Genomic DNA, 16282 nt, shown 5'->3' on the forward strand with positions numbered 1-16282 from the left:
TTTTTACGAATTCAGGCGACAGTTAGAGTATAAATGCAAAATGTATGGCTCCCAATTAGTGCTGGTAGATCGATGGTTTCCCAGTTCTAAGATTTGTGCTAATTGCGGGCATAAAAAAGATATGCCACTCAGCGTTCGGACTTATGATTGTCCTGCTTGTGGTCTGTCGGTAGACCGCGATCTTAATGCCAGTTTAAATATTTTAAATTGGGAACCCAAGGCTATTGGGGGATAGCCTGCTTATCTTGGGATGGCCGACCACCCAATAGCGCAGGAAGTGAACTCTTTCATTGTAGCTAAAGATGGCTTTAGTTAAGTTTGGGTAAGTTTTACGAAGCAGGAAAAGATTGATACTTTAACAGACCAGGAGGATTTGAGCGGCAAGGAAGATCGATCGATATGATATATGATGCGATCGTGAATTGCATAATAATTGATTGTCCGCGTTTCTCCCTGTCATCGTTGTAGAATCTACGGTCAAATATGATTTACATTCCGTTTTGACGGTGTTAAGCCTAGCGGCCGAATTACTACGCCTTCTATCTATTTTACCTATCGGGTTATTGAGATTACTTTTGGTTGTAGACTACAATCCGATCTACCTCTCATTAATGCCTTCTTTTCTAGAGTCTGATTGATTGGCAGACTTCGTAGCTAAGCAGGGTTCCCAACTATAGAGGACATAAATCAACAACTGAATCTAAATAAAAGTCCAGCATCTCAAAAACTTGAAAGTCCATAAATGATTAGACTTAAAGAGATAATTGTTTAATCTTTGCAATACGCCTATCATGTCCAAAATCATCTCTGTCCACTCTTACCGGGGTGGCACTGGCAAATCTAACATGACTGCAAACCTGGCATCTATTATCGCTCGCGGCGGAAACAGGGTCGCCATTGTGGACACAGACATTCAATCGCCCGGGATTCACGTGCTGTTCGGTTTCAGCGAGAACAACATGGATCGCTGCCTCAACGATTACCTGTGGGGCAGGTGTCCGATCTCGGATACGGCTTACAATGTGAGTTCGCTGCTGCCAAAATTAGCCCGTAACGGCAGCCTCTATCTGATTCCTTCGAGCATTAAAGCAGGGGAGATAGCGCGAGTTTTGCGGGAAGGCTACGACGTGGGACTGCTTACCGACGGCTTTCAAGAACTGATCGACGTTCTGAACTTAGACTACCTATTTATTGACACGCACCCAGGACTCAACGAAGAAACCCTTCTCAGCATCACGATTTCGGATATCCTGCTGCTGATTCTGCGTCCGGATCAGCAAGATTTTCAGGGAACGGCTGTCACGGTAGATGTGGCCCGCAAATTAGAAGTTCCCAAGATTTTGATCGCGATCAACAAAGCGCCAGAATCCTTGGATTTCGAGGATTTGAAGCAGCAAGTAGAGAGTATTTACAACATCCCAGTTGGAGGGGTGCTGCCCCACAGCGACAAGATGATGCTGTTAGCCAGCAAGGGGGTGTTTGCCCTGCACTTCCCTAAAGACCCTCTAACTCAAGTGGTGGAAGGGATTGCCAAGCAGATTTTGGGATAATTTGGTGTAAGGACAGCGGATCAAGGTTGACGAGAGCGAGTTGCAGTCTCAATTACTGGGGCGCGATGTCCTGCAAGCGCGATCGCTCCTTGCTGTGGAGGAACTTTTTCGGCGACAATATTTGCTTGAGGAGTCAGGAGAATGGCGACAAAATGAGATACAAATAGATTATGAGAATTTGTTAAAAAACTTTAGGAGGAGAACTCATGGATTTTGACTGGCGCATACTAATAGTATTGAGTCCGGTTTTGTTGGCGGGCGGCTGGGCTGCTTACAATGTCGGCACTATAGCTCTCAAACAAGTTGAGAAATTGTTGAACAAGGAAACTTAAACTCAGCATTTTCACCGTAATTTTGCAGCCGACTGTTTGTTGAGATACAAAAACAGTCGGCTGATTTGTGCATTGGCTCTCAGGAGCAGGAGGGCTAATGCCATTTTGGATTATCAATGACCCCGCCCAAAAACCTGTACAAGCCCCTGAAGCTATGAGTGTGCAGAAAACCAAAAATTTTAGACTCCTGTTTCTGCTCCGGTGATGAATATGTGGAGTAAAGCTAAAGTCTAAAACTTGTTCGCTCGCTCCGGTCGAAGAATCTAAAATCTAAAATCGGATCGCTTACTGCATCAGGGTTTGGAACGCGGACATATAGTTGCATCCTGTTTGGGAACTTGTTTGATGTTTGGCCCGGAGATCGCAATGTACGACTCCAGACAGATAGAGCGAAAGCCACTTAAAAGTTATAAATAAACTTGTGCATAAACTGGGTGCGATCGCCTCAGCATTTGTGATGAGATTGCGACACAAATATTTAGCCACGTTCCAGCAGAAAATATGAGACAATCGCAAAAGTATTTGCCCTGAAAATCGCCCTACAAACTGCGAAGTTTAACCTCTAGGGAATATCGGTCAAATTGTCAATGTTTAACTCCTATATCTTTAGATAGATTATGCTTTTTCCCCGAGCTAGCGGCATTTTACTCCACCCGACATCTTTTCCCAGCCGATTTGGTGTTGGGGATATGGGAATAGAAGCATATCGCTTTATTGACTTTTTAGTAGAGAGCGACCAGCAATACTGGCAGATATTGCCGCTGGGCCCGACTGGATACGGCAATTCTCCTTATTCGTGCTATTCAGCAATGGCAGGAAATCCGCTGATGCTGAGCCCGGAAATTCTGCGGGACGAGCAATTGCTCAGCGATGAAGATTTAGCTCATTCGCCGGAATTTCCCCTGGATACAGTAGAATTCGATCGCGCGATCGCACACAAAATACCCCTGCTCAAAAAAGCCTGCGAAAACTTCAAAGCGAAAGCATCGCCGGTGCAGCAAAGAGAATTCTCGGCTTTTTGCGAGAGCAAAGCGAGTTGGCTGGAAGATTATGCCTTATTTATGGCACTAAAAGACAGCTTCAACGGCACGAGCTGGCACACTTGGGAACCAGAAATTGCACAGCGCCAACCGGAGGCGCTAGACAAGTGGCGGCAGGAGCTACATAATGAGATTTATTACTACAAATACGTGCAGTTCGAGTTTTTCCGCCAGTGGACTGAGTTGAAACGCTATGCGAACCTGCGCGACATTAAAATTATTGGTGACATTCCGATTTATGTCGCTCACGACAGTGCTGATGTGTGGTCGCATCCGGACTTGTTTTGTTTGGATGAAGCAACTGGAGAACCAGCTTTGATGGCGGGAGTTCCGCCGGATTACTTCAGCGCAACAGGTCAATTGTGGGGCAATCCTGTTTACAATTGGGAGGCTTTGGAAGCAACTAATTTTCAGTGGTGGGTGCAGCGTTTTGAGGCGATTTTCGCTTATGTAGATGTGACTCGGATTGACCACTTTCGAGGATTTGATGCTTACTGGGCGGTGAAGCGCGGGCAGGAAACTGCGATCGACGGAGAGTGGATTAATGCGCCGGGAACGGCTTTGTTTGAGGTAATTAACGAGAAGTTCGGCAATTTGCCGATTATCGCTGAGGATTTGGGGGTAATTACTCCGGAAGTGGAAGCTTTGCGCGATCGGTTTGAGTTTCCCGGAATGAAGATTTTGCAGTTTGCTTTCGGTGCGGGGCCTGGCGATCCTTTTTTGCCTTTCAATTATGTTCGTAACTGTGTAGTTTACACCGGTACCCACGACAACGACACGACTGTTGGCTGGTTCAATCAACTGCAAAACTACGAAAGAGATGAGGTTTTGCGTTATTTGGGCTGCATCGATCCCCAAGGAATTCACTGGTCTTTAATCCGCATGGGTTGGTTTTCTATTGCTAATTTGGCGATCGTGCCCTTTCAAGATTTGTTGGGTTTGGATACCGACGCGCGGATGAATTTTCCGGGGAAAGCAGAGGGAAATTGGGGCTGGCGGTATCGGCGCGAAGCTTTGAATTGGGAGGTGCGCGATCGGCTCAAAACCATGACTTACATCTGCGGGCGCGCTCCCCAGAAAAATTGAAAATTGGGAATTGGGCATTGGGAATTGGGCATAGGGCATAGGGCATAGGGCATTGGTTATTAGAGAAACGACTAACTACTAACGACTAACTATTAACTATTAACTATGTCCCATGCCCAATGCCCGATGCCCGATGCCCGATTATCCTTCATTTTTGGGCTTTGCTGAAGGCTTGAGTTCGTCGGCGGTAAAAACAACTTGTTTGGCAACTCCAGATTCTCCGAGTTGTTCGGCTTGTCCGTTATTCACAGCAATCATTACACCGCCGGCGTTACCAGCTAGAACTACCAATTTGTTTTGGGCCTGCCAGGTGCGGACAGTTCCTGAAGGCAAAGTTCCCTCAAACTCGGGTTTGCCATCAACTTCAATCTTCATCCATGATTCGTCTTTTAAACTGACGTTAACCATGACTGGTTTATTGCCAGATTTATCTAAACTTTGACCTGTTCTTGCTGCTTCCACAGCATCGTAACTATCGGCTTTCTGATTTTTTGAGGCGCTCTGGGCTAAACGAGCTTGTTCTTGCTCAAGAGCTAGTTCTTTGGTTCCCGTACCGTTTTTTGTTGTCAGAGAACCGCCCATCAACTGAGATAAGACATTGACTGAACAGATAATTAGAAATGTGTAAAAAAGGTACAGGTGCATCGGCCGCAATTGTGGCCCATTCTGCCAGGATAGCTTGGTGGTCGATCGCGGTGGCGGTTCGATCGGGAAAAAGTCGGCAAACTGAGTTCCGTCCAAACCCATTGCTTCGGCGTACCGCTTGATCAAACCTTGAGTGTAGACGGGTTCGGGGAGTTGGTCGAGTTGGCCGTCTTCGATGGCTTGCAGCAGATTCCGCCGAATCATGGTTACGACAGCTACTCTGTCCAAAGAAATCGACTGCTGTTCGCGGTACTCCCGGAGTTGAGATCCTATTGCCGCTAATTTCTTCTGAGGAGTTTCTGGCTCTTGGGAGTGCAGTTTCTTCTTAGTTATTTGGGAGAATAAAAACAATAAATTCTTTGTCATATGCTGTGCTCCTGGGGATTCACTGGCACGCTTATTGATGTTAGGTTGACTAGATTCCATAAAAAAATAATTTCTGAATCTTCTAGGGGTCGGTAGCAGCCCGGTGCCAATATCGGCCCTGCGGGGGGCTGCAATTGAATCGGGCCAATGGCTGTGCGGTGCAGGCGCACCACTGGATATCCCAACTGCTCGGCGGTGCGCCGAATCTGTCGGTTTCTCCCTTCTGATAGAATTACTTCTAACAGAGTTTGGTCTCTCGCGCGATCGATAACTCTAACTTTCGCGGGTAATGTTTTTCTACCGGACAAGATAATGCCCTGACGCCACGCTTGTAGTATGGGTTCCGGGGGATCGCCGAGCACCCAAACTTGATAAGTTTTGGCGATCGAGTGACGCGGATGGGTCAAACAAAATGTCAGCTTACCATCATTGGTGAGCAATAGGGCGCCTGTGGAATCTGCATCTAAGCGTCCTACGGGATGGATGCCTTGACCAGATCGCAGTTTGGGCGGCAGCAAGTCGAGAACTTTCGATCGCGCCCTGGGATCGCTGCAAGTAGAAACTACGCCTGCGGGTTTGTTGAGCAACAGATAGACCTCTGCCGGTCTATCTGTTGGTTTCACTGGGACTCCATCGACTTCGATGAAATCGCGATCGGGATTCGCCTTTTGTCCTAAACGAACAATATTGCCATTAACCCGGACTCGTCCAGCTACAATCATCTGTTCTGCAAGACGGCGAGAGGCAATGCCCCACTGGGCGAGGATTTTTTGCAGCCTTTCATCAGACATGACGGGAATGTGGAAAGCCCCAACACCCGAGCGGTGGAGGGAGGAAATACGACACGGTTAATGGATTAACCGATGCTACCAATGTTCAATTCCTGGTTGGGAAGAAATTCTAATGTTTGCTAACCAATCCTTGCAGGGCGTTGCGCCTGGTGCAGATTGTCCTTATGGCATAACCCTGAATGTTGTGCAAAAACTACGAGGAAAAGACTCGCGGGAGGCTATTGCCTGCACCGTTGGTTTGTTGCTGATTTAAAATGTGTGGGTCTGACACGACCATTAACTAACACTACCATAAAACCAGTACTGCTGGTTAATTTTATACGCTCGATCGCGAAATTTCCCTCGGGATCGCACAACTGGCAAACTCAGGAGAAAGCCTGAGGGGGGAAGGGTGAGATTTTTTCTGCTTCAGGCGTTGCTGATGTCTGATTTCGGCTTCTGGAGTATGTCACGAGGTGGGTTCATCAACCCGTTCTTAGGGAAAATCCGAGGTTGAGGGCGATATTTCTTTGTATAAACCGGGTTTGTGAGACGGGATGCGCTCGTTAATAGTTAAATTTTTGTGTTTGAATATTAAGGTTTGTAATTTTCAAATTGTTTATGACTGTCGATCGCCACTCTCTTTTATTTGACAATATAGCTACTGCGGCCAGCTCTGGTGGGACTGCCAACCTCGACGAGGAAGGGGAGACACCGCCGCCGAGCCAAGGCAGCCGGATCGCAAGTTCGGTGCTGTCTCCGGCGGTGCAGTTGTTGCTGCGATCGCAAGTTCAGCAGGTTGATGAGTTGAAGGTGAAAATTGAGGGGAGCGATCGACAAATTTTCAGCGGTGCAATCCCCAAAGTAACGGCAGCGGCTCGCGGTGCCGTGTATAAAGGATTACACCTAACAGAGGTTGCCCTAGAGGGCTGTGGGATTCGCATCAACCTCGGTCAAGCTCTCAAAGGCAAACCACTGCGCCTGCTCGAATCGGTTCCCGTGACTGGCGTTTTGAGGCTCTCTCAAGCGGATTTGAATGCGTCCCTGAAAGCGCCTTTGCTGGCGGATGCTTTGAGTGAATTTTTGCTGCCAATGTTGCCGCTGACAGATAGCGAAAAGTCGCTGAAGTTGGAAAATTCGCAGATCGAAATTGAGGCGGGGAAGTTGACGCTGGTGGCGACAATTTTGCGCGCTGGGGGTACGCAAATTCCTGTTGTATTGCGGACTGGTTTGCGGATTGCTAGCGGTCGCGAATTGATGTTTGAAGTACCGGAAATCGAAGTCAATGGAGAAATCAAGAGCAGTGATTTCAAGGATTTTAAAATTGATTTCGGACAGGAAGTTGCAATTGATGAGTTGATTTTGAGTCCGGGGGAGATTGTTTGTCGGGGTGGAATTCGAGTTTTGCCTTAGTTATTTGTTGTTTGTTGGCTGTTGTTTGTTGTTTGTTGTTTGTTATCTGTTGGGGAGCATCTCATTTTTGTAAAAAGCATTTTTTTTATTATATTGCGAGCTTAAGAGATCGCGTATTGTCCTCGCGAGCTCTTAAGCTCGCAATATAAATGCAAAATAGTACGAGCTTAAGAGTTCGCGTATTGTACTCGCGAGCGGGGACGCTCTATTATAAATGCAAAACTGGGTGCATCTGGTTTTTGAAGAGGGCGAAGCATGACCGTATATAAGTTATTAGTTATAATCCCATATTGACTACGGTCATGCTATAGCCCATACAAACATATTTGCTTGCATTGAGATGCACCCGCAAAACTGAGATGCTCCCTGTCTGTTGACTGTTGTCTGTTGTTTGTTGGCTGTAACTGGTTCCCAGGAAGAGCCTGGGAATACATACCCGAACGCTCTGATCTGCCTCCAAATTCATATGCCCGATGCCCGATGCCCGATGCCCGATGCCCAATTCCCAATTCCCAATTACGGATTAATTAAAAAAGAGTCGATCGCGGGCAATAGCAAAGTCACAAAATAGTAGACTAAGGGTGCAGTAAAAACATAACTGTCAGTGCGATCGAGAATGCCGCCGTGACCGGGAATCAACTGTCCCGAATCCTTAACGCCGGCGTCTCGCTTCATCATCGACTCAGTTAAATCTCCCAACAAGCTAGCAACGCCAATCAACAGACCAAAAGCAGCCCCAGTATAGGGCCACCCCGGCCATTGCAAATACCAAGACCAGGCGGCGGCCACGGCGATGCTGCCGCAAACTCCAAATACGGCACCTTCAACGGTTTTTTTCGGGCTGATGTGGGACAGGCTAGTGCGGCCGAAGAATTTGCCGACAAAATAAGCGCCAATGTCCGCAGCCCAGATGCAGAGGAAAGCCACCAGCAGCGAAGTCAATCCTAAAGATATGTTGCTGGAACTTGTCCAAGACTGGGACGAGTAAATGTTAACGGGCAAATTGCTTGCTACTACTTGCGAAAATTGGGTGGTAGCGAGATTGGCCGGATCGAGGCCGACTCGCAGCCGTACCCAATAGCTGGGCAAATAACCGCCGTAGAACAATCCTAAAATTGAGGAGGCAATATCGGCGATCGTCGATAATTTAGGTTGGAATAACAGGTAGAAACAGATTAAGGTTCCGGCGAGGGGGAACATGGCGTCTACGAGTTGCGGCGCCAGGGCGGCAGTCATCAGCAAGCCTTGACTGACAACTAAGGTAGTTTTGGCCGCAGGTGCAATGCCTTTAGCCCGGGCTAATTGAAAATATTCCAATTGACCTAGGTACACGATGACGCCAAAGCCGAGGGTGAAGTACCATCCCCCCATAATAATCATTCCCAAAGCAAGGACGATCGCAACTATTCCACTCAGGATACGAGACCAAGGCATAAAATGAAGTTCTCACAGCAGACGGCGGGTCAGTCGATTTTAGATTTTAGATTTTAGATTTTAGATTTTAGATTTAGTCCACAGATGAATCTGGGGGTTGGAACTCTAATCTAAAATTTTGTTTTTTGGGCGGGATCGGTCGATTTGGGATGCAAGGATGCAAGGATGGTTAAGGTACTGGTTTGTCCCCCATCCTCAACCGGCGATCCAAAATTTCAACTCTGGCGATCGCTCCAGCTAAGGTCGCCCTTATTCTAAGTATGAACGTTAAGCGAACGTAAAAAAGGTTAAGAATTACATTTAGTGTGTGATTCTCAGTGATACAGCCTCCGGGCCCACATCACCATCTTTGATGTGGTGTGGGAATATCTCAGTGTATTGACTAATGACTAATGACTGATGACTGATGACTGATGACGGCAGGACCAATGACTAATCCAGCTTTTCACCGCTGAGAATAAAGATGGGATTGACAGCGGCAAAGATTTGACTCAGGCCCCGAGTTTCCAACCGGTTGACAGCGGACTGGACTACCTCGATGTTGCGGACTTGCAACTGAGAGAAGGTTTCGGAAAGGGCGTAAAGATTCTCTAAATTCGAGGCTGTGGCGACAACTCGACCCTGTGGGCGCAAGTGTCGCCAGACTTCCTGGAGAATCATTTTAATCGGGCGCCCTCCTTCGATGCAGACTCGGTGGGGGTGTTCGGGGAGGTTTTCGAGGCATTCAGGGGCGCTACCTTCGATGACTTCTACGTTTTTGATCTCGAATCGATCGCAATTTCGGCGAATCAAGCTGGCTACTTCTTCGTCCCTTTCTACGGCAATAATCCGACCTTTGGGACACAGCAAACCTGTTTCTACCGCAATGGTGCCAGTACCTGCACCGATATCCCACACCACTGAGTCTGCTTGCAGCCGCAGGTGGGAGAGTAACAGCAGTCGGACTTCTCGCTTACTCATGGGAATTCCCGGTAAACGTTCAAATAAATCGTCTGGGATACCAGGAGTGACGTAGGGCCAAAGCATAGTTGTATTTTTAATGGAAGGAAGAAGGAAGAAGGAAGAAGGAAGAGGGAAAAGGGAAGAGGGAAGATTTTTCCCATTTCCTACTATCCCTCATTTCCCACTATCCCCAAGTCTTAATATTTACTTTCGCACAACCCTGAGAGTTTGGAGGCGGGGATCGCTGCAACCTGTGATTTTGCCGCCGGCTGCAAGGATGTGTTGCAGGTAGTCAAGGGCTTGTGAGGTAATGATTTCACCGGGCATCAAAACTGGTATTCCTGGCGGGTAGGGACAGATGAGTTCGGCACTGAGTCGATCGACTGCTTGGTCTATTCCTACGGTTTCCGCCGGGGAAAAAAAGGCCTCGCGGGGGCAGAGAGAGGGAGTGGGAAATCCTAACAGAGATCTTGCACCATTCTCAAGAACAGGCAAGATGCCTGTTCCACAAAGAGTGAATTTTCTTGTGGGGTGGGCATCTTGCCCGCCCCCGGTTGTACCGGCGTCGTCCCCGTGCCCGCCTCCTAAATTGTGAGTTAAATTCTGGAAACCTTTAACCAGATTGTCAATATCTGATTCTGTATTTCCCAAACTGATAATAAATGTGAGATGTTGCGGCATTGGTAATTCTGCGGTGACTGCGAACTCCGAGTGCAGAATTTCATCAGCCGCAAATCCAGTAATTCCTAAATCTGATACTTTTACTGTTAGCCTCGTTCTGTCTAATGCTGCAAAACCACGTGTATTTAACTGTTCTAAAACTGATAAGCCGGGAATTTGACTGATGTGCGATCGCGCTTTTGCAGCTAAATCTAAAGTTTGCGCCATTAACTCGTTTCCGTGGAGGGCGATTTGTTGGCGGGCGGCGTCTAATGATGCTAATAATAAGTAGCTGGGACTGGTGGATTGTACAAGCTGCAATGCTCGATCGACTTTTTGGATATTTATGCGATCGCCCTTGACGTGCAGCATCGATGCTTGAGTCATTGCACCGAGGGTTTTGTGGATTGATTGTACTGTTAAATCTGCCCCGGCTGATAGGGCCGGTGCTGGCAAGTTGGGATGGAAGTTAAAGTGCGCGCCGTGGGCTTCGTCTACTAATAACGGTATGTTGTATTGATGGGTAATTTTGGCGATCGCCCGCAAATCCCCGCACACGCCGTGATAGGTTGGGTAGACGACCATTACTGCTTTCGCGTCGGAATGTTGTTCTAAGGCTGCTGCTGCGGCTTCTGGGGTGATGCTGTTGGCAATATCCCAAGTGCGATCGTACTCTGGACTGACAAAAATCGGCATTGCACCGGATAAAATTAAGCCGGAAATCGCCGAAGAGTGGATATTTCTAGGCAAGATAATTTTATCGCCCGGGCCGCAAGTCGCGACAATGGCGGCGATAATTCCGCAAGTCGAACCGTTGGCTAAAAAGCGAGTTGAGTCTGCTTCAAATGCTTGGGCTGCTAACTCTTGAGCTTGGGCAATTGCACCTTCTGGGTTGAAGAGATTATCTAATTCTGGCAATTCGGGCAAATCTGAGCGAAATACTGCGGCCCCGAACAAGTCAACTAAGGGTTGAGAAATGCCTTGTCCGCGTTTGTGTCCGGGGGCGTAGAATGGGCTGTGATGGTGGTTTGTGCGATCGCGCAGCGCATCTAATAGCGGAGTTTGTTGTTGAGGGTTTGCTGGTGACACTTATACAATTTTAGATATTAGATTGGGGATGACTCGCTGGATATGGGTTGGGATATTCCCTAATACTCAAGGCTTAATTTTAGGCGGTCATAACAGTGAAGAATCGCTATTTAGATAGATGTGTTAGCCGCTGTTTTGATTTTAATATAAGAGACTCCTTCATAAATATTTGATTGAGAGTTTAACCGCATATCGAGGCAGATAGACGCAGATAGACGCAGATAAATTTAAGGTGTTTGTCAATTTTGTCAACTCTAATTAACCAATACCACAAATCGGGTGTTTTTGTTTTAAAAGATAGCTGGAAGTGGTGACAAATTGTTTTTGAGACATCTGTATTACTAGCGAGCAAAATACTAACATGATTTATCCCACTCCCGATCCGATGCCAGACCCGCAAATTCCCGGTACTGAACCGGGGCTGCCGGAGATTCCCGCATCGCCACCGGTGCCTGGCCCCGTACCGGAACCTGTACCTGCACCAATTCCGCAGCCAATCCCTGAACCGGTGCCGGAAACTGTACCTTTTCCGATTCCTCAAACAGTTCCGGGCCCTATTCCTCAGACTATCCCTGAACCTATCTAAATTATGTTTTAGTCCACAGGGAAGTTTAACAGAATTTGTGAGGTCGATCGCCCAAACCGAGTTTCTTGCCCAGGACCCAATTTGTTGATAAATAAGGGACAGGGAGAGGTTTCGGGCGATCGCTTTTTTGGGAAACCACTTGTGAACCGTTCAGCCATCTACCTCAAGTTAGATATTTAGCCGAACACAGGCTTGAGATTTGGGGTGGCTTGTCCAATATATTGCGGATACTTATGATATTTTGAAACAGTGATATGTTTCTAAATAGCTATGCTTACCGCCGGAATTGTCGGACTGCCTAATGTTGGCAAATCTACTCTGTTTAATGCTTTGGTGGCTAATGCCAAGGCGACTGCTGCTAATTTTCCTTTTTGTACGATCGAGCCAAATACCGGTATCGTGGCAGTACCCGACGAACGGTTGAAGGTGCTGAGCAATATTTCCAATTCTGTGCAAACTGTGCCCACGCGGATGGAGTTTGTCGATATTGCAGGTTTGGTGAAGGGTGCGAGTCAGGGCGAAGGGCTGGGAAATCAGTTTTTGTCTCACATTCGGGCTGTAGATGCGATCGTCCATGTTGTCCGCTGTTTTGACAATGATGATATCATTCACGTTTCCGGTTCTGTCGATCCCCAGCGAGATATTGACATTATCAATCTCGAATTAATTTTAGCAGATTTAGCTCAAATTGAACGCCGACTCGATCGCACTCGCAAACAAGCCCGCAACAACAAGGAAGCTCAAGCAGAAGTAAACGTCCTTGAAAAATTGGTCGTGGTTTTGAATGCAGAAAAACCAGTACGCCAGACCAGTTTAACTGACGAAGAAGCAGAATTAGTTAAAGGTTTAGAATTGTTAACAAACAAGCCGATCATCTATGCAGCGAACGTGTCTGAAGACGAATTGGGAACCGGAAATAGCTATGTCGAACAAGTCCGGGAAATAGCAGAAGCAGAAAATGCTAAGGTTGTCATAGTTTCGGCGCAAGTTGAGTCAGAATTGGTAGAACTACCAGAGGAAGAACGAGCTGATTTCCTCGAATCTCTGGGGGTAACAGAAGGTGGCTTAAAATCTTTGATTCGAGCTACTTACGAATTATTGGGTTTGCGGACTTATTTCACTAGCGGGCCGAAGGAAACTCGCGCTTGGACGATTATCGCAGGAATGTTAGCGCCACAAGCTGCGGGGGTAATTCACTCTGATTTTGAGCGGGGTTTCATCCGGGCCGAAACTGTAGCTTATGAAGATTTGGTGGCTACCGGTGCGATGAATGCAGCTAAGGAAAAAGGCTTAGTTCGCAGTGAAGGAAAAGAGTATGTTGTACAAGAGGGGGATGTGCTGTTGTTCCGATTTAATGTTTAGTCTTTTAAGGAGATAAGCACGTGCACATAGATATCGTTTCGCTGGTAATTGCTTGGTTGGTAACATCTGTGAGCTTTTTTATTATTTCCAAGTTACCCATAGGCGTGGATATTGACAGTTTTGGCAAAGCGATGGTTTCGGCGGCAGTTTTTGGATTGCTGAATGCTTTAGTGCGACCAGTTTTTGTAGTTTTGGGCTTTCCAGCTTTATTGGTAACTGTTGGTTTGTTTATGATTGTTATCAACGCTGCTATCTTTGGCTTGGCGGCTTGGCTAGTCGAAGGATTTAGATTGCGGTGGGGAATTTGGAGTGCTTTGCTTGGTGCTCTAGCCCTCGCTTTCATTAACTCTTTGCTGTATCAGGTTTTGGGTACGCTTCCCAGAGTAAGGTAGAGAAAGTTCATTCAGTTGACAGTTGACAGTTGACAGTTGACAGTTGACAGCAATCTCTACCTCCTGGAAGGAAGAGGATTGGAGTAATGAATCGTCTTCTTTTAATTTCTACGCCAAACCCAGAGGCTTTCAACCAATTATTTCTGGTAACGCGGACAAAAATAAAGGGGGCGGGTTTATCTATTTTGTGAATTGTGGCAAAGTATTTGGGAGAAAACCCGCCCCTACTGCACATATTTTGAGTAAAAATTGCTTCTAATGTATTTGCTTGTTGGGATTTGGATCGATTTAGTTATCAGTCTTCGCAATAGTCGAGAAAGCTTTCTGGAACTAGGCGCAATTCTCCCGAACGAAATCGGTGAACAGGCATCCAAAATGCGGTACATTTCAAGTTACCGTCTACAAAATCTAAACTTGCTAATTCATAGAATTTGGAGTCAACAAAATCGCACTGATAGAGTTGTATTAATTCGTGTCCAGCTTGACCATTAAAAATAAAGAAGTTTTCCAAACAAGCTAAATATCTGATATTTGTTAACTCGGCTTTAATTTCTTCTTTAAATTCTCTTTGCAAAGCGTCGAGGCTGTGTTCTCCGAATTCTACGCCTCCACCCAGAGCTCGATACAATGTGTCTTGTTTTACCGGATCTTTGAATTGGGAAACGAAAATGCGATCCTCTTCGAGGGCTTCGCTAACGCCCGATCGAATTAATCCTAAAACAATTACACGAATTTTACCTTGCATAATATATAGCGGTTCTCAGAAAGATGAGGTATGTTGTTGGGCTTGGGCCCTCTTTGTTTAGCGGTTATATAAGCTGTCAGTCATACCTCACCTTTTTGAGAAGTGCTATAGCCATTCAGTCATGAGTCATCAATCATTAGACATCTCATAAAAAGCCAGTTTTGAACAGGCATCCTGCCTGTTCCACAAGAATCATGAGAGATTTCTAGTCATTATCCGTATCATCCGTGTCGTGCTAACGGTTAATTGTCCGGCTCAAAACCCTCTCTCTTCCTCGTATTTTCAACGGGCCAGTCTATATTTTCACCGCCGATAATTAGTTCTTCAATCGTCACAAATTCTTTGCTGAGTTGCTGGAAAACATTAATTAAAACATCGATGCCGATAGCATCGCTAGTCCCCAAATCAAACCAGCAGCGAGCCCAAGAACCTTCATACTCCATTTCTCCCATATTGTGCATCAAAGCCATCATGCTTTGGTCGGCTAGATTAACATCGTAATTCATATCGCTGATGTCTAAGCCTTCATCTTGAACTTGCAAATTTTCAGCATTAAATCCTCCCAGTTTTCCCAAAAAGAACCAAGAATCAAACACTTCTTCTACATACTGTTTTTCGCCGTTTGAAGGCACGTTACTGAATTTTAGCCAAATCCAGAGGTCAAAGGGATTAAATTCGCGAAACTGTACTTGCATCAAGTTTTACTCTTGTTAATAACAACCGCCAAGATGGTACTGTCAACTGTCAACTGTCAACTGTCAACTGTCAACTGTCAACTGTTTATAGTGGTGGTAAAGCCGTCGGCCCCCAGACTCCATCTGCATCTCTAATTTTATCGCGCATCGGGTCACAATCACGAGATTTGCTGTCGAGACGGTTGCGAGTTTTGCACTGCTGAAAGAAGATTTCGGCTACTAAGCTGCGCGGTAGTTGATCTGGTTTTGCTAAGGCGGCGTCGAAGTTTTTTCGGGCTTCCTCAAGTATGGTTTTGTTGTTGGATTGAGTCTTGGCTTGAGCAGATAAGACTTGTGCTTTGAGATAAAGGATTTCGGGGTTGGTGGGTGTTTCTGCTAGAGATTTGTTGGCAAATTCTAAAGCGCGATCGTATTTTTTTAAGTCTCGATAGCCTACGGCCATGCCGCGATAGGCTAAGTAGCGGGGCGAGGCTTTTTCTTCCAGTCGTTTAATGGCGTCGCTGGGGTTGGAAAAGGGTAGGTTTGAGGCTAACATTAAGTCCATGTAGCCTTTTAGCAGGTTGAGTTCTGGGTCGTTCGGCGCTATTTTTTCTGCTGCATCTAGGTATTGAAATACTACTCGCAGTTTGTTGAGTGCTTGGGGCGCGCCTTTGGCTGTTCCTTCTTTGGCTATGGCATTTGCTCCTTCTAGAAAGTGACCTGCTGCTGTGTAAATGTTGCCGCGCAAGGGGTTAGTTTTGGTCAATTTTTCGCCGACTTCGCGGGTTTTTTGAGCGTAGGTATTCATCGAGTTTAAGTCTTGCTCGATGTAGGATAATGAGGCTGCCATTGCATAGGCTAGGGGTTCGTTTGGTTCTGCTGATAGTGCTTGTTGAACTTGGGCTTTTGCTTGTTTGTAGTTTCCTTGCTGAAACATTGTTTTGAAGGCGGTTTCGGTGTTGGGCCCGATCGCCTGCTGGTTGCTCGTGCGGAAGGGATCGCCTGCTACTGCGGAGTTTATGCAGATGCCCAGGGCGATCGCACTTCCACAGGCGATCGCCCGTACTGTCTGTTTGTAACTTAACATTTGCTTGCCCAGCGATGCTAAAGGGTTTTTCGTCATAGTCAATTCTCTCAATGAAATATACTGTAAACTAGAAACAAGAGAGTTACGTTCTCAGACTATCGGGCCGCTA

The 16282-nt window shown here is 46.6% G+C and carries 17 protein-coding genes; 9 read left to right on the forward strand and 8 right to left on the reverse strand.

Features of this window, described 5'->3' with window-relative positions:
• The 4 genes from JGK14_RS19820 to malQ form a co-directional block, all read left to right on the forward strand.
• A partial coding sequence (locus JGK14_RS19820; protein ID WP_293313468.1) for an RNA-guided endonuclease InsQ/TnpB family protein occupies positions 1-235 on the forward strand: 235 nt, incomplete at its 5' end.
• Between the two features lie 556 nt (positions 236-791).
• A complete protein-coding gene (locus tag JGK14_RS19825; RefSeq protein ID WP_293147654.1) occupies positions 792-1550 on the forward strand; it encodes a MinD/ParA family ATP-binding protein in 759 nt (252 codons plus the stop codon).
• 206 nt (positions 1551-1756) lie between these two features.
• Entirely contained in the window at positions 1757-1882 is a 126-nt protein-coding gene (locus JGK14_RS19830; protein ID WP_265235804.1) for a photosystem II protein Y, read from the forward strand.
• 617 nt (positions 1883-2499) lie between these two features.
• A complete protein-coding gene (gene malQ / locus JGK14_RS19835) occupies positions 2500-4008 on the forward strand; it encodes a 4-alpha-glucanotransferase (RefSeq protein ID WP_293180177.1) in 1509 nt (502 codons plus the stop codon).
• 141 nt (positions 4009-4149) lie between these two features.
• On the opposite strand, the gene JGK14_RS19840 is transcribed toward malQ, so the two are convergent.
• Entirely contained in the window at positions 4150-5019 is an 870-nt protein-coding gene (locus tag JGK14_RS19840) for a helix-turn-helix domain-containing protein (protein WP_293180180.1), read from the reverse strand.
• The gene (locus JGK14_RS19845; RefSeq protein WP_293180183.1) at positions 5016-5810 is read right to left on the reverse strand and encodes a pseudouridine synthase; all 795 of its coding nucleotides are present in this window, start codon (positions 5808-5810) and stop codon (positions 5016-5018) included. The genes JGK14_RS19840 and JGK14_RS19845 overlap by 4 nt, the downstream gene beginning before the upstream one ends.
• Positions 5811-5922: 112 nt before the next feature.
• Here JGK14_RS19845 and JGK14_RS19850 point away from each other — a divergent pair, with 112 nt between their 5' ends.
• Both JGK14_RS19850 and JGK14_RS19855 read left to right on the forward strand, forming a co-directional pair.
• Positions 5923-6063, forward strand: a complete 141-nt coding sequence (locus tag JGK14_RS19850) for a hypothetical protein (protein ID WP_293180186.1) — start codon at positions 5923-5925, stop codon at positions 6061-6063.
• Between the two features lie 347 nt (positions 6064-6410).
• Positions 6411-7202 (forward strand): LmeA family phospholipid-binding protein, encoded by a 792-nt coding sequence (locus JGK14_RS19855; RefSeq protein ID WP_293192841.1) that lies wholly within the window; start codon positions 6411-6413, stop codon positions 7200-7202.
• Positions 7203-7718: 516 nt separating this feature from the next.
• Here the strand turns inward: JGK14_RS19855 and JGK14_RS19860 are convergent.
• The 3 genes from JGK14_RS19860 to JGK14_RS19870 all read right to left on the reverse strand — a co-directional run bounded on the left by JGK14_RS19860 (position 7719) and on the right by JGK14_RS19870 (position 11327).
• On the reverse strand, positions 7719-8636 hold the full coding sequence (locus JGK14_RS19860) for a phosphatidate cytidylyltransferase (RefSeq protein WP_325315407.1): 918 nt from the start codon (positions 8634-8636) through the stop codon (positions 7719-7721).
• Between the two features lie 432 nt (positions 8637-9068).
• On the reverse strand, positions 9069-9662 hold the full coding sequence (gene cbiT, locus JGK14_RS19865; protein ID WP_293248489.1) for a precorrin-6Y C5,15-methyltransferase subunit CbiT: 594 nt from the start codon (positions 9660-9662) through the stop codon (positions 9069-9071).
• Between the two features lie 120 nt (positions 9663-9782).
• Positions 9783-11327, reverse strand: a complete 1545-nt coding sequence (locus tag JGK14_RS19870; protein WP_325315408.1) for an aminotransferase class I/II-fold pyridoxal phosphate-dependent enzyme — start codon at positions 11325-11327, stop codon at positions 9783-9785.
• Positions 11328-11688: 361 nt separating this feature from the next.
• On the opposite strand from JGK14_RS19870, the gene JGK14_RS19875 reads away from it, so the two are divergent.
• The 3 genes from JGK14_RS19875 to JGK14_RS19885 all read left to right on the forward strand — a co-directional run bounded on the left by JGK14_RS19875 (position 11689) and on the right by JGK14_RS19885 (position 13667).
• On the forward strand, positions 11689-11913 hold the full coding sequence (locus JGK14_RS19875; RefSeq protein ID WP_293248483.1) for a gamma-aminobutyric acid A receptor, epsilon-like protein: 225 nt from the start codon (positions 11689-11691) through the stop codon (positions 11911-11913).
• 270 nt (positions 11914-12183) lie between these two features.
• Positions 12184-13275, forward strand: a complete 1092-nt coding sequence (gene ychF, locus JGK14_RS19880; RefSeq protein WP_293180201.1) for a redox-regulated ATPase YchF — start codon at positions 12184-12186, stop codon at positions 13273-13275.
• 26 nt (positions 13276-13301) lie between these two features.
• Entirely contained in the window at positions 13302-13667 is a 366-nt protein-coding gene (locus JGK14_RS19885) for a phage holin family protein (protein WP_293147768.1), read from the forward strand.
• 295 nt (positions 13668-13962) lie between these two features.
• Here JGK14_RS19885 and JGK14_RS19890 read toward each other — a convergent pair whose 3' ends face one another.
• The 3 genes from JGK14_RS19890 to JGK14_RS19900 all read right to left on the reverse strand — a co-directional run bounded on the left by JGK14_RS19890 (position 13963) and on the right by JGK14_RS19900 (position 16209).
• Positions 13963-14412 carry an NUDIX hydrolase gene (locus JGK14_RS19890; RefSeq protein ID WP_442921466.1) on the reverse strand — a complete coding sequence of 150 codons (450 nt, stop codon included), beginning with the start codon at positions 14410-14412 and terminating at the stop codon, positions 13963-13965.
• 242 nt (positions 14413-14654) lie between these two features.
• The gene (locus tag JGK14_RS19895; RefSeq protein ID WP_293198544.1) at positions 14655-15107 is read right to left on the reverse strand and encodes a DUF3531 family protein; all 453 of its coding nucleotides are present in this window, start codon (positions 15105-15107) and stop codon (positions 14655-14657) included.
• An 85-nt stretch (positions 15108-15192) separates the two neighbouring features.
• The gene (locus tag JGK14_RS19900; RefSeq protein ID WP_293180207.1) at positions 15193-16209 is read right to left on the reverse strand and encodes a Sll0314/Alr1548 family TPR repeat-containing protein; all 1017 of its coding nucleotides are present in this window, start codon (positions 16207-16209) and stop codon (positions 15193-15195) included.
• Positions 16210-16282 lie beyond the last annotated feature (73 nt).

The sequence above is a fragment of the Microcoleus sp. PH2017_28_MFU_U_A genome, assembly GCF_020738035.1.
Taxonomy (GTDB): Bacteria; Cyanobacteriota; Cyanobacteriia; order Cyanobacteriales; family Microcoleaceae; genus Microcoleus.

Coding starts and splice junctions, on each gene's coding strand:
- JGK14_RS19825 (WP_293147654.1), top strand. CDS start 792: ATGTCCAAAATCATCTCTGTCCACTCTTACCGGGGTGGCACTGGCAAA.
- JGK14_RS19830 (WP_265235804.1), top strand. CDS start 1,757: ATGGATTTTGACTGGCGCATACTAATAGTATTGAGTCCGGTTTTGTTG.
- malQ (WP_293180177.1), top strand. CDS start 2,500: ATGCTTTTTCCCCGAGCTAGCGGCATTTTACTCCACCCGACATCTTTT.
- JGK14_RS19840 (WP_293180180.1), bottom strand. CDS start 5,019: ATGACAAAGAATTTATTGTTTTTATTCTCCCAAATAACTAAGAAGAAA.
- JGK14_RS19845 (WP_293180183.1), bottom strand. CDS start 5,810: ATGTCTGATGAAAGGCTGCAAAAAATCCTCGCCCAGTGGGGCATTGCC.
- JGK14_RS19850 (WP_293180186.1), top strand. CDS start 5,923: ATGTTTGCTAACCAATCCTTGCAGGGCGTTGCGCCTGGTGCAGATTGT.
- JGK14_RS19855 (WP_293192841.1), top strand. CDS start 6,411: ATGACTGTCGATCGCCACTCTCTTTTATTTGACAATATAGCTACTGCG.
- JGK14_RS19860 (WP_325315407.1), bottom strand. CDS start 8,636: ATGCCTTGGTCTCGTATCCTGAGTGGAATAGTTGCGATCGTCCTTGCT.
- cbiT (WP_293248489.1), bottom strand. CDS start 9,662: ATGCTTTGGCCCTACGTCACTCCTGGTATCCCAGACGATTTATTTGAA.
- JGK14_RS19875 (WP_293248483.1), top strand. CDS start 11,689: ATGATTTATCCCACTCCCGATCCGATGCCAGACCCGCAAATTCCCGGT.
- ychF (WP_293180201.1), top strand. CDS start 12,184: ATGCTTACCGCCGGAATTGTCGGACTGCCTAATGTTGGCAAATCTACT.
- JGK14_RS19890 (WP_442921466.1), bottom strand. CDS start 14,412: ATGCAAGGTAAAATTCGTGTAATTGTTTTAGGATTAATTCGATCGGGC.
- JGK14_RS19895 (WP_293198544.1), bottom strand. CDS start 15,107: ATGCAAGTACAGTTTCGCGAATTTAATCCCTTTGACCTCTGGATTTGG.
- JGK14_RS19900 (WP_293180207.1), bottom strand. CDS start 16,209: ATGACGAAAAACCCTTTAGCATCGCTGGGCAAGCAAATGTTAAGTTAC.